Source organism: Zwartia vadi, assembly GCF_030410375.1.
GTDB classification, from domain to species: Bacteria; Pseudomonadota; Gammaproteobacteria; order Burkholderiales; family Burkholderiaceae_B; genus Zwartia; species Zwartia vadi.
Genome location: NZ_JAUHHE010000004.1, coordinates 59,890 through 71,827, shown reverse-complemented (window position 1 = coordinate 71,827; position 11,938 = coordinate 59,890). Strand labels below are relative to the sequence as shown.

The 11,938-nt window shown below is 54.6% G+C and carries 8 protein-coding genes and 1 pseudogene; 7 read left to right on the top strand and 2 right to left on the bottom strand.

What is annotated here, in order from left to right:
- Positions 1 to 27: 27 nt before the first annotated feature.
- The 4 genes from carA to QWY27_RS04560 are packed head-to-tail and all read left to right on the top strand — an operon-like array spanning position 28 to position 6,402.
- Complete coding sequence (gene carA, locus QWY27_RS04575) at positions 28 to 1,182, top strand: glutamine-hydrolyzing carbamoyl-phosphate synthase small subunit (protein ID WP_353958764.1); 1,155 nt, start codon at positions 28 to 30, stop codon at positions 1,180 to 1,182.
- A 9-nt stretch (positions 1,183 to 1,191) separates the two neighbouring features.
- Positions 1,192 to 4,431, top strand: a complete 3,240-nt coding sequence (gene carB, locus QWY27_RS04570; RefSeq protein WP_290195168.1) for a carbamoyl-phosphate synthase large subunit — start codon at positions 1,192 to 1,194, stop codon at positions 4,429 to 4,431.
- Between the two features lie 24 nt (positions 4,432 to 4,455).
- On the top strand, positions 4,456 to 5,628 hold the full coding sequence (locus QWY27_RS04565; protein WP_290195166.1) for a CaiB/BaiF CoA transferase family protein: 1,173 nt from the start codon (positions 4,456 to 4,458) through the stop codon (positions 5,626 to 5,628).
- Positions 5,629 to 5,631: 3 nt separating this feature from the next.
- Positions 5,632 to 6,402, top strand: coding sequence for an SDR family oxidoreductase (locus tag QWY27_RS04560; protein ID WP_290195164.1), 771 nt, complete (start codon positions 5,632 to 5,634; stop codon positions 6,400 to 6,402).
- A gap of 12 nt (positions 6,403 to 6,414) precedes the next feature.
- On the opposite strand, the gene QWY27_RS04555 is transcribed toward QWY27_RS04560, so the two are convergent.
- Together QWY27_RS04555 and QWY27_RS04550 are read right to left on the bottom strand one after the other, a co-directional pair.
- Positions 6,415 to 7,062, bottom strand: coding sequence for a histidine phosphatase family protein (locus QWY27_RS04555; protein ID WP_290195161.1), 648 nt, complete (start codon positions 7,060 to 7,062; stop codon positions 6,415 to 6,417).
- A gap of 45 nt (positions 7,063 to 7,107) precedes the next feature.
- Positions 7,108 to 7,881 (bottom strand): ferredoxin--NADP reductase, encoded by a 774-nt coding sequence (locus QWY27_RS04550; protein WP_290195159.1) that lies wholly within the window; start codon positions 7,879 to 7,881, stop codon positions 7,108 to 7,110.
- A gap of 193 nt (positions 7,882 to 8,074) precedes the next feature.
- Between QWY27_RS04550 and QWY27_RS04545 the strand changes: the two genes are divergently transcribed.
- The 3 genes and pseudogenes from QWY27_RS04545 to QWY27_RS04535 form a co-directional block, all read left to right on the top strand.
- Positions 8,075 to 9,289 carry an ABC transporter substrate-binding protein gene (locus tag QWY27_RS04545; RefSeq protein ID WP_290195158.1) on the top strand — a complete coding sequence of 405 codons (1,215 nt, stop codon included), beginning with the start codon at positions 8,075 to 8,077 and terminating at the stop codon, positions 9,287 to 9,289.
- A gap of 18 nt (positions 9,290 to 9,307) precedes the next feature.
- Complete coding sequence (locus QWY27_RS04540; protein ID WP_290195156.1) at positions 9,308 to 11,188, top strand: ABC transporter permease; 1,881 nt, start codon at positions 9,308 to 9,310, stop codon at positions 11,186 to 11,188.
- Positions 11,185 to 11,931: pseudogene (locus tag QWY27_RS04535) on the top strand (ABC transporter ATP-binding protein); the annotation flags it as partial. The gene QWY27_RS04540 and the pseudogene QWY27_RS04535, both read left to right, overlap by 4 nt.
- Between the last annotated feature and the right edge of the window lie 7 nt (positions 11,932 to 11,938).

Sequence of the window (11,938 nt, the reverse complement as noted above, 5' to 3'; positions counted from 1 at the left end):
AAGATTTTGATGCCGGGGTTAATTGTGCTGCCTAATATATTTACTGAAATAGAGCTTGAAACCCCCACAATTGCGATTCTAGCGCTCGCGGATGGTACCGTGTTTAAAGGCATCTCGATTGGTGCGCCTGGGCACACTATTGCAGAGGTGGTCTTCAACACCGCAATGACAGGATACCAAGAGATTCTGACAGACCCGAGTTACAGCGGTCAGATCGTCACACTCACCTATCCGCACATCGGAAATACCGGGGTGAACCTCGAGGACGTCGAGTCGACCAAAATTCACGCTGCAGGATTGATTGTGCGCAACTGTCCCGCGCGCGTCTCCAACTTTCGTTCGACCCAGTCTTTGCCAGACTACCTCAAGTCACAGGGAATTGTCGCGATCGCTGAAATCGACACGCGCAAATTGACACGCATACTGCGCGAGGGTGGCGCACAAGGTGGTTGCATTTTTGTTGGTGACGATGCCGAGCAGGCTCTCAAACTCGCTGCGTCCTTCCCAGGCATGACCGGTCAGGATTTAGCCAAAGTTGTTTCTGCGACAAAAAATGCGAACTGGACCGAGTCCACCTGGCAGCTTGGCCATGGTTACGGAACAAACGACAGTCAATCGCCTCACGTTGTGGCGTACGACTTTGGTGTGAAATCGAATATCTTGCGCTTGCTGGCCGAGCGCGGTTGCCGGATCACAGTCGTGCCAGCCCAGAGTTCGGCTGAGCAGGTTCTGGCACTGAAGCCGGATGGTATCTTTTTGTCCAATGGCCCTGGCGATCCGGAGCCTTGCGACTACGCCATCGCAGCTACCAAGGTATTTCTTGAACGCAAGATCCCCACTTTTGGGATCTGCCTGGGACACCAGATCATGGGCCTGGCAATTGGCGCCAAGGCCCTCAAGATGAAAACGGGTCATCATGGCTCTAATCATCCTGTACAGGATCTCGCCACCGGTCGTGTTTTTATCACCGCACAAAATCACGGCTTTGCTGTCGATGCCAAGTCGCTTCCCGCCAATGCCCGCGTGACCCATGTTTCGTTGTTTGACGGCACCCTGCAGGGCTTTGCGCTCACGGACCGCCCAGCATTTTGTTTTCAAGGGCACCCCGAAGCTAGCCCCGGACCCCACGATATAGTGGTCCTGTTCGATCAATTCATGAGCCTGATGGCCGGTAAATATTAAAGAGTCACCATGCCCAAGCGTACAGACCTAAAAAGTATTCTCATCATCGGCGCAGGTCCGATCATCATCGGACAAGCCTGCGAGTTCGATTATTCCGGTGCTCAGGCTTGCAAAGCCCTCAAAGCCGAGGGTTACCGCACCATTTTGGTCAACAGCAATCCTGCGACCATCATGACAGACCCTGAGACAGCCGATGTCACGTACATCGAGCCCATCACCTGGCAAGTTGTCGAAAAAATCATCGAGAAAGAACGTCCTGATGCTGTCTTGCCCACAATGGGCGGTCAGACTGCGCTCAATTGCGCACTCGACCTCGACAAGCATGGCGTACTTAAAAAGTACAACGTTGAATTGATCGGTGCCAATGCGCACGCCATTGAAAAGGCGGAAGACCGTCAAAAGTTCAAGGTTGCGATGAATGCGATCGGTCTGGAGTCCGCCAAATCAGGCGTGGCCCATAGCCTCGAAGAAGCCTGGGAAGTTCAAAAGCGGATTGCCGCCGAAATTGGTTCCTCTGGCTTCCCGACCGTGATCCGACCTAGCTTTACGCTTGGCGGCAGCGGCGGCGGGATCGCCTATAACGCCGAAGAGTTTGAAACGATTTGTCGTCGCGGCCTTGAAGCCTCGCCAACAAGCGAGCTGCTGATCGAAGAGTCTTTGCTCGGATGGAAAGAGTTCGAGATGGAAGTCGTGCGTGACAGCGCGGATAATTGCATCATCGTTTGCTCCATCGAAAACCTTGATCCAATGGGCGTGCATACCGGTGACTCGATCACCGTCGCCCCTGCGCAAACGCTGACTGACAAAGAATATCAAATCATGCGTAACGCCTCGATCGCGGTGTTGCGTGAAATCGGTGTGGATACGGGTGGCTCCAATGTGCAGTTTGCCGTCAATCCCGACAACGGCCGCATGATTGTCATTGAAATGAACCCGCGCGTGTCCCGCTCCTCGGCACTGGCATCCAAGGCAACGGGTTTCCCGATTGCAAAGGTCGCTGCCCGTCTGGCAGTTGGTTACACGCTCGACGAGTTGAAAAACGAAATCACGGGTGGTGCCACTCCTGCATCGTTTGAGCCGACCATCGATTACGTGGTCACCAAGGTGCCGCGTTTTGCGTTTGAAAAATTCCCTACTGCCGATGCGCGCTTAACGACTCAAATGAAGTCTGTTGGCGAAGTCATGGCGATCGGTCGCACTTTCCAGGAGTCTTTTCAGAAAGCCCTGCGCGGACTTGAGGTGGGTGTGGATGGTCTGAACCAAAAGACCACCGACCGTGAAAAAATCCAAGTCGAACTGGGTGAACCGGGTCCCGAGCGCATCTGGTATGTAGGCGACGCTTTTGCGCAAGGCTTTACGCTTGACGAGGTCCATCAGCTCACCAAAATTGATCCCTGGTTCTTGTCCCAGATCAAAGAGATTGTTGACATCGAGCTCAAGCTTGAGCAACGAACGCTGGCAGACCTCGATGTTGAAACGCTCTTGCAACTCAAGCGCCGTGGTTTCTCTGATCGTCGCCTTGCCTTCTTGCTTGATACCGTCGAAGCCGAAGTCCGTAAGCTGCGTCATCAATTTAATGTGCGCCCTGTTTACAAGCGCGTCGACACCTGCGCGGCCGAATTCGCGACCAACACGGCTTACCTCTACTCGACCTACGAGCAAGAGTGTGAGTCCGAGCCTACTGATCGCAAAAAGATCATGGTGCTCGGGGGCGGGCCGAACCGCATTGGTCAAGGGATTGAGTTTGATTATTGCTGCGTGCATGCGGCATTGGCACTGCGCGATGATGGCTACGAAACCATCATGGTGAACTGCAATCCCGAGACCGTATCAACGGACTACGACACCTCTGACCGTTTATATTTCGAGCCTCTGACTCTTGAGGACGTCCTGGAGATTGTCCACAAGGAAAAACCTGTTGGCATCATTGTCCAGTACGGCGGTCAGACGCCTCTTAAACTGGCGCGTGCGCTTGAGGCGAACGGTGCGCCGATCATCGGTACCAGCCCCGAGTCGATCGATGTGGCCGAGGATCGTGAGCGTTTCCAGAAACTGCTCAACAAGCTTAACTTGCGTCAGCCGCCCAACCGCACTGCTCGGACCGAGAGCGAGGCGCTCAACCATGCCCAAGAGATCGGGTATCCCTTGGTTGTTCGCCCAAGTTATGTGTTGGGTGGTCGTGCGATGGAAATCGTTCACGAGCAAAATGATCTCGAACGCTATATGCGTGAGGCCGTCAAGGTCAGCAATGACTCGCCAGTTTTGCTTGATCGCTTTTTGAACAATGCAATTGAAATCGACGTTGATTGCTTGTGTGATGGTCAAGAGGTCTTTATCGGCGGCGTGATGGAGCACATCGAACAGGCGGGCGTCCATTCAGGCGACTCCGCGTGTTGTCTGCCCCCATACTCTCTGTCACCCGAAATGACAGAGGAAATTAAGCGTCAGACCGCTTTAATGGCGCGTGCCTTGAATGTCAAAGGATTGATGAACGTGCAGTTCGCCGTGCAAAACGGTGATGTGTATGTCCTCGAGGTCAATCCCCGTGCTTCCCGGACTGTGCCGTTCGTTTCCAAAGCGACCGGTCTGCAGCTTGCAAAAATCGCCGCACGCGCGATGGCGGGCCAGACGCTTGCCGCACAAGGCATCACCAAGGAAGTCGTTCCGCATTACTTCTCTGTAAAAGAAGCCGTGTTCCCCTTCGTGAAGTTCCCGGGTGTAGATACGATTCTCGGCCCTGAGATGAAGTCGACGGGTGAAGTCATGGGCGTGGGCGAGACCTTTGGCGAAGCTTTCGTCAAATCTCAGATGGCCGCAAGCGTCAACTTGCCGCAGTCTGGCACCGCGTTCATCAGTGTGAAAAACGCCGACAAACCGAAAGCTGTCCAAGTTGCGCGTGGCTTGCATGCGTTAGGCTTCAAAGTGGTTGCCACGCGCGGGACTGCCGCAGCGATCCAAGAAGCGGGTATTCCCGTCCAGTTGGTGAACAAAGTCGCCGAGGGGCGTCCGCACATTGTGGACATGCTTAAAAACGGTGAGGTCTCTCTCGTGATCAATACCGTCGAAGAGCGACGCAACGCGATCACCGACTCACGGGCGATCCGCACGCAAGCCTTGGCGGCGCGCGTGACTTACTACACGACCATCGCGGGCGCGCTGGCCGCTGTCGAGGGCATGCAATATCTGCGCGAAGGTCTTGGCATCAAAGTCTATTCACTGCAGGACTTGCACCGCTCGCTGCTTTCTTAACTTGTCACATAGGTGGACTGGCTGATGATTCTTCCTTACACAGGGTTACGTGTTTTAGACATCAGCCAGGGAATCGCTGGCCCCTATTGTGCGCACATTTTGTGGCAGCAGGGTGCGGACGTGATCAAGGTTGAGCCACCCGCAGGTGACTGGATACGTTTTGTGGGGGTGACCAAAGGTGACCATAGCGCCTACGGTATTCAGAACAGCGCGGGTAAAAAAGCACTGGCACTTGATGCGCGGACAGAGCCTGGCCGGAAAATTTTGCGCGATATGGCGATGCAGGCGGATGTCATTGTGCAAAATTTTCGTCCGGGGGTCGCGCAGAGGCTGGGTATCGGGTTTGACGAAATATCCGCCCTCAAGCCAGATCTTGTGTATGTGTCGATTAGTGGCTATGGACCGGATGGTCCTTATGCCGATGCGCCGGCCACGGACTCCGTGATGCAGTCTGATAGTGGTTTGATGTTTTCCAATCAGGATGAGCGCGGCACACCCCGTCGAATCGGATTGCTGGCTGCGGACATCATGACGGGTCTCTATGCTGCGCAAGGGGCGGCAACCGCCCTGTATCAGCGCTTGGCGCGTCAGCAGGGCACTCATGTGGAAGTGAGTCTGTTCGAGGCCTGCGCATCGTTTCAAGGGATGTGTTTTATCGAAGAAGCAATCGCCGGCAAGCGTCCGTTTGGCTCTGTTAGTGCGCCAAACGGCGTTTTTGATACCGCCGATGGCAAAATTTCTGTTGTGACAGTCCATACCGAACATTTTCATCACATTTGCGATGCAATGGGTCGGCCAGAATGGAAGACTGACTCACGGTTTATCGACAATCAGACGCGCTTTGATCATCGGGCGGCTTTGCATGAGTTGATGAATCAACAGCTGCGCGGACAGTCGACCGAGCACTGGACGACGCTATTCAAAAAGCACGACGTCCTGCATGCTGTCGTGCGCGACTATCAAGGTGTGCTGAATCATCCCCAGGCTCTGCACCTGAAGTTGGCGCAAATGCTTGAGCAGCAGGGCGTGGGAATGATCCCCTACATTGGCCTGCCGACACATCCCTATCGTCGTCCTGTGGAGAGTTCACCACGTATCGGCGAGCACTCGATCGAGATTCTTCAGCAGATGGGGATGACACAAGAGACTATCGAGCAATTGCTCGCCTCGGGTGTTGTTAAACAGGCTGGTCGCTAATTCATGTCGGTCTTCATCACCGGGGCAAGCAGCGGCTTGGGTGCAGCCCTCGCACGTCACTATGCGGGTGAGGGGCATACCCTCGGGCTGTTGGCGCGTCGGGGAGAGCGTCTGGAAGCCCTCGCTGGCAGTTTGCCTGGCACACATTACCTTTACGTTGTGGATGTGCGCGATCGGCAAGCTTTGCATCAGGCAGCGGAGGACTTTATTCAGCGGGTCGGACAAGTCGATATCGTGATCGCTTCAGCTGGGATTAGCGCAGGGACACTGACCGAACAACAAGATGATTTTGATGTGTTTAAAGCGATTATCGATACCAATGTCCTGGCGACTGTCTCGAGCTTTGAACCCTTCGTCAATCACATGAAACAAGCCCGCGCAGGCACCTTGGTTGGTATCGCCTCGGTTGCCGGGGTGCGTGGACTGCCAGGAGCAGGTGCCTACAGCGCTTCAAAAGCCGCAGTCGCAACCTACTGCGAGAGTTTGAGGCTTGAGCTTCAGCCCAATGGGGTGAGTGTGGTCACGATCGCGCCAGGCTACATTCGCACCGAGATGACCGCCCAAAACCCCTACAGCATGCCATTTTTACTCGATGCGGACGTGTTTGCGACACGCGCGGCGCATGCGATCGCACGCAAAAAGTCATATATCGTGATTCCCTGGCAAATGGGGGTTGTCGGCAAAATCATGCGTGCCTTGCCAGACTGGCTGTACGACAAACTAGCTGTGAACGCCCCACGCAAGCCACGCAAGCACAGCGAGCAAAAAGCCTAAGCTTGTCACAACCTAGGCTGTCACGTCCGTTTGAGCGCCACCGCCCAGATGGTCGACCTCGCCCCAGCTCAAAATTTCCCAGCGGGCTGGGGAAATTTTCAGGCGGTTCAGGCTGGCGTTTAGAAGCGGAGCTTCACGTTTAGCCTGCAGACCCACTTGACTGGCGTGTCTCCAGATGATGTCCATCGCCCCCCCATGACTCACTACCATCACACGCTCGCCTGCGTGCTTTTGAGCAAGCTGGTTGAGTGATCCGACTACGCGGCGGTGAAAAACGCCCAGAGACTCGCCTTTTGGAAGCTCAGCTTCGGGATCCCGGCTGCGCCAGATACGTGTCGCTTCGGGCTCATGATGATCCATCTCGCTGTAAATCAGACCTTGAAGCACACCAAAATGCCGCTCTCTAATGCCGGGCTCGACAGTCAAAGGCAAGCCGACCGTTTCGGCAACGATACGCGCGGTGTGGTGGGCGCGCTGCAGGTCGCTGCTGTAGATCGCATTGAGATGCGTACCCGTCTCACTCAAGCGCTTGATATGACGTGCAAGTGAGCGCGCCTGTTCAATGCCGTTTTCATTCAGACCGATGTCTTCCCAGCCTTGTACGCGACCCTCAACGTTCCACGGCGTTTCCCCGTGTCGAACGAGCCAGATTTCAGTCATGCTATGTGTCAATCCTCAAAAATGTATAGCCAGTGTACTGCCTGCTCATTGCTCAGCGAAGGCGCGTTCGATCACGAAGTCACCGGGACGCGTTGTGTTGCCCTCGTTAAAGCCGCTTGCTTCCAGCATCGCTTTAAGATCACGCAACATTCCGGGACTGCCACAAATCATGATGCGATCTTGTTCACGGTCCAGCGAGGGCACATTGAGGTCGGAAAATAGTTGTCCGTTTTCGATGAGAGAGGTGATTCGTCCGGTATGGGCATACGCTTCACGCGTCACAGTCGGGTAGTAGCGTAATTGTTTGCTTACCATCTCGCCTAGGAATTCGTGCTGAGGCAAGGTTTGGGTCAAATAGTCGTGATAGGCGAGCTCGGCTACCTCGCGTACACCATGCACCAGAACGACCTCTTGGAATTTCTCATAGGTTTCTGGATCACGGATCACACTCATAAAGGGCGCCAGGCCCGTGCCTGAGGCGAATAAATACAGACGCTTGCCGGGGAGCAGATAATCGATCAGCAAAGTGCCGGTGGGCTTGCGGCCCACGATTATTGAATCACCCACTTGAATATGCTGCAGGCGGGAGGTGAGGGGACCATCCTCGACTTTGATGCTCAGAAACTCAAGGTGCTCTTCATAATTGGCACTGGCGATACTATAGGCGCGCAGCAAGGGTTTGTCGTTGACGCGCAGCCCGATCATGGTGAAGTGTCCATTACTAAATCTCAATGAGGGATCCCGAGTCGTCGTAAAACTAAAAAGTCGGTCAGTCCAGTGATGCACACTAAGGACTTTTTCTTCGTTGAAGGCACTCATGGGGGATTTTCTTTCAGGCGGATAATAAAAAACTATAACAAATATGGCAGACATCTTCGGTGAACACATGCGATAAGCAAGCTTTGAGCGTGTGATCTCTTCATTTTGTTTAACGTTTTTTCTCTGTAAGGCTATAGTGGCTGTTCGCCGGAGTGCATGGCCCTGATTTTGAAATATTGCTGGAGCATAACTAATGAGTCGACCGACCCCGTTCAAGTGGCCCCGTTTATTGTGGCAGACTGCAGCAGCGCTGGCATTTTCCTCTGCCGCGCTTGCGCAAGGCACCATTAAAATCGGAGAGATCAACAGCTACAAGGCGCAGCCTGCATTTCTGGAGCCTTACAAAAAAGGCATGGAGCTCGCGGTTGAGCAGATTAATGCGGCCGGTGGGCTGAACGGCAAGAAAGTCCAGCTCATCACCCGCGATGACAATGCCAATCCTGGCGATGCCGTACGTGTAGCCGAAGAGCTGATTTCGCGCGACAAGGTTGATGTGCTGACGGGCACTTTTCTGTCTCATATTGGTTTGGCTTTGACCGATTTCGCCAAACAGAAAAAAATATTTTTTCTGGCGAGCGAGCCGCTGACCGATAAGATTGTCTGGCAAAACGGTAACCGTTATACCTTTCGTTTGAGAGCTTCCACTTACATGCAGGTTGCCATGCTGGTGCCCGAGGCCGCAGCGATGAACAAAAAGCGTTGGGCAATTGTGTATCCCAATTACGAGTATGGTCAGTCTGCCGCGGCGACTTTCAAAACACTACTCAAGGCGGCACAGCCCGATGTCGAGTTTGTCGCTGAACAGGCGCCACCATTAGGCAAGCTTGATGCCGGTAGTGTTGTACAAGCGCTGTCTGATGCAAAACCCGATGCGATTTTTAACGTGCTGTTTGCGGCTGACCTGGCCAAGTTTGTGCGTGAGGGCAATACACGCGGCTTGTTCAAGGGGCGCGAAGTCGTGAGTTTGCTGACGGGCGAGCCTGAGTACCTCGACCCGCTTAAGGACGAGGCCCCGGAAGGCTGGTTGGTGACTGGCTACCCCTGGTATGGCATCAAAACGCCCGAACACGAAGCTTTCCTCAAAGCCTATCAGGCGCGCTTTAAGGATTACCCAAGGTTGGGTTCGATCATTGGCTACAGCACGATCATGTCTTTGGCGGAAGGCATCAAAAAAGCCAAGAGTACGGACGTCGAGGCGTTGATCGCGGCGTTTAAAGGTTTGCAGTTGATGACGCCATTTGGACCGATCACTTACCGTCCGGAGGATCATCAGTCCACCATGGGTGCGTTCGTGGGCCGCACCAAAAACGAAGGCGGTAAAGGTGTGATGGTCAATTTTCGCTACATGGATGGCGCCAACTTTTTGCCCACAGCCGCTGAGGTGAAAAAGCTTCGACCGGCTGATTGAACGCGCTGAGCGCATCGTATGGATCTTGCGAGTTTTATTGTTCAACTCCTAAACGGCCTGGCCGGCGCCTCCTCCTTGTTTTTGGTGGCGGCCGGTTTGTCGTTGATATTCGGTGTGACACGCATCGTTAATTTTGCCCATGGTTCTTTTTTCATGGTGGGCATCTATGTCGCCTACACACTGGTCACGAAATTTTCCACTGTGATTGGTTTTTGGCCGGCGATCCTTGGGGCGGCGCTATGTGTGGGTGTGCTCGGCGCAGTGGTGGAGTTCACCCTGATGCGCCGCATTTATCGCGCGCCAGAGTTGTTTCAGTTGCTCGCGACCTTTGCGCTGGTGTTGGTGATCAAAGATGCCGTGTTGTGGATCTGGGGTCCTGAAGAGTTGCTTGGACCACGAGCGCCCGGATTCAAGTCCGCGGTGCAGATTCTGGGCCGCAGTTTTCCGAGTTATGACTTGCTATTGATTGTGCTAGGCCCGCTCGTGCTGGGCTTGTTATGGCTGTTATTGACCCGAACACGCTGGGGGACCTATGTGCGTGCCGCCACACAGGATCGCGAAATGGTCTCGGCTCTGGGCGTCAATCAGGCCTGGCTGTTTACCAGTGTTTTTGCTCTGGGCGCTTTCTTGGCGGGTCTTGGCGGTGCGTTGCAATTGCCTCGCGAGCCTGCGAGTTTGGAAATGGACCTCAACATCATTGGCGCGGCCTTTGTAGTGGTCGTTGTGGGCGGGATGGGATCAATACCTGGCGCCTTCGTGGCAGCGCTTTTGATTGCTGAAATCAAGGCGATCTGTATCTGGTTGGGTGTGGTTGAACTGTTTGGGGTTGAGATTTCTTTTTCGAAGCTCACACTTGTGGTTGAGTTTTTGGTGATGGCGACGGTTCTCATGCTCAGACCCTGGGGACTCATGGGTCGGCCGCAAGCCCTGGCGCGACACGCGGGGCATAGCGAGCAGCCTTTGCGTGCAGGGAATGAATGGGCGCGTCGTTTCTGGCTTGTTCTGATCGCCTTGCTCGTGGCCTTGCCCTGGCTGACACCATCGTTGCCCTACGTGACGATATTGAGTATCGACCTACTTGTCGCCGCGCTTTTTGCAGCGAGTTTGCATTTCATCATGGGTCCTGCAGGCATGCATTCATTTGGCCATGCTGCGTATTTTGGTTTGGGCGCATATGGCGCTGCCTTGCTCTTGAAATATGCTGGTATCCCGATGGAGGGCACCCTCGTGCTTGCACCGGTTGTCGCTGTTCTCGGCGCGGCACTATTCGGCTGGTTTAGTGTGCGCTTGTCAGGTGTGTATCTGGCGATGCTGACGCTTGCCTTTGCGCAAATCACTTGGGCTGTTGTTTTCCAATGGGATGGCTTTACCGGCGGCAGCAATGGTTTGACAGGTGTCTGGCCCGCTCAATGGCTGACAGAAAAAAAACATTATTACTGGTTGACACTCGCGCTTGTCGTCGTCGCTGTATGGGGTCTTAGACGGATCTTGCATGCGCCTTTTGGCTACGCGATGCGTGCTGGGCGGGACTCAGCCTTGCGAGCTGACGCCATTGGAATCGATGTTAAACATATTCAATGGTGCGCGTTCATGATTGCTGGCGGTGTTGCGGGGCTGGCAGGTGTGTTGTTCGCTTTCTCCAAGGGCAGCATATCTCCCGAGGTTTTGCACGTGAGCAAATCAGTCGATGGTCTGGTCATGGTTCTCCTAGGAGGTATTCAAACACTGGCTGGTCCTCTGGTGGGCGCCTTGTCTTTTACGTGGTTACACGACACAGTCGCACGTAACACGGAGTATTGGCGAGCTATGCTCGGTGCGATTATTTTGTTGCTGGTGTTGTTATTTCCCGAGGGGCTCGCTGGCGCAGCGCGTCGCATCTTTAAGCGGGGTGATCGATGAGCCTGCTTGTCGTGAACAATCTGGGTAAGTCTTTTGGCGGTCTTGCCGCGGTCGATGATGTGAGTTTTTCAATCCGTCCGGGTGAGTTGCTGGCCTTGATCGGCCCGAATGGCGCAGGCAAAACCACCACCTTTAATATGATCAATGGGCAGCTGGCCGCCGATAGGGGTTCGGTGAGTTTGTCCGGTCAAGAGCTGCTTGGTCGGGCGCCGCGTGAGATTTGGCGTGCGGGTGTGGGCCGCACTTTTCAGATCGCCGAGACCTTCTCTTCGCTGACCGCACTGGAAAATGTGCAGATGGCCTTGCTGTCTCACCAGCGACGAATATTTTCTTTTGCAACGCCCGCAAGAGAGTTTGCGCAAGCGCGCGCCCGAGCCCTGCTTGAGCAGGTTGGCATGGCAGACCAGGCCGAGCGCGCCTGTAGCGAACTATCCTATGGCGACATCAAGCGCGTCGAACTCGCGATGGCTCTGGCTAATGAACCCAAGCTTTTGCTGATGGATGAACCCACGGCGGGCATGGCGCCCGAAGAGCGTCACGCGCTGATGGCCCTGACTAAGCGTCTGGTGGTCGAGCAGCACATCGCGGTCTTATTCACTGAGCACAGCATGGATGTTGTTTTTGCATTCGCGGACCGCGTCATCGTGCTGGCCAGGGGTCGTCTCATCGCCGAAGGTTCTCCTGCTGAAGTGCGGGCCAGTCCCCTTGTCCAAGAGGTGTATTTTGGCTCGGGTGCGACTTTTGTGGCAC

Excerpts from the sequence above, each read along its gene's own strand:
- carB (WP_290195168.1), top strand. The coding sequence starts at position 1,192 with ATGCCCAAGCGTACAGACCTAAAAAGTATTCTCATCATCGGCGCAGGT.
- QWY27_RS04565 (WP_290195166.1), top strand. The coding sequence starts at position 4,456 with ATGATTCTTCCTTACACAGGGTTACGTGTTTTAGACATCAGCCAGGGA.
- QWY27_RS04560 (WP_290195164.1), top strand. The coding sequence starts at position 5,632 with ATGTCGGTCTTCATCACCGGGGCAAGCAGCGGCTTGGGTGCAGCCCTC.
- QWY27_RS04555 (WP_290195161.1), bottom strand. The coding sequence starts at position 7,062 with ATGACTGAAATCTGGCTCGTTCGACACGGGGAAACGCCGTGGAACGTT.
- QWY27_RS04550 (WP_290195159.1), bottom strand. The coding sequence starts at position 7,881 with ATGAGTGCCTTCAACGAAGAAAAAGTCCTTAGTGTGCATCACTGGACT.
- QWY27_RS04545 (WP_290195158.1), top strand. The coding sequence starts at position 8,075 with ATGAGTCGACCGACCCCGTTCAAGTGGCCCCGTTTATTGTGGCAGACT.
- QWY27_RS04540 (WP_290195156.1), top strand. The coding sequence starts at position 9,308 with ATGGATCTTGCGAGTTTTATTGTTCAACTCCTAAACGGCCTGGCCGGC.